This window comes from Chryseobacterium sp. SIMBA_029 (genome assembly GCF_046535275.1).
Taxonomy (GTDB): Bacteria; Bacteroidota; Bacteroidia; order Flavobacteriales; family Weeksellaceae; genus Chryseobacterium.
This window is the reverse complement of record NZ_JAWRXA010000411.1, coordinates 1-266: the sequence shown is the minus strand read 5'-3', so window position 1 is coordinate 266 and position 266 is coordinate 1. Positions and strand designations below refer to the sequence as shown.

Here is a 266-nt window from a genome sequence, read left to right as displayed (position 1 = left end):
CTTGGTGCGCGCCGCCGCTGCTGCCGGTACGGTGCTTGTGGTCGACGAGACACTGCGCGCCCTGAATCTCGACGACGTCCGCACAGCCCCGATGGCCTCTTTCGGGCCGGGTGTGGTGTCCATTGGTTCACTGAGCAAGTCCCACTGGGCCGGCCTGAGGACCGGGTGGATCCGGGCAGAGGAAGATCTGATCGCCCGGTTCGTTTCGGTCAGGGCCATCATGGATCTGGGCGGACCCGTTGTGGAGCAGTTGGCCGCGGCCCGCC

At 67.3% G+C, this 266-nt stretch carries 1 pseudogene; it reads left to right on the top strand.

Going from position 1 to position 266, the window contains the following annotated elements:
• Positions 1–266: pseudogene (locus SB679_RS24640) on the top strand (PLP-dependent aminotransferase family protein); the annotation flags it as partial.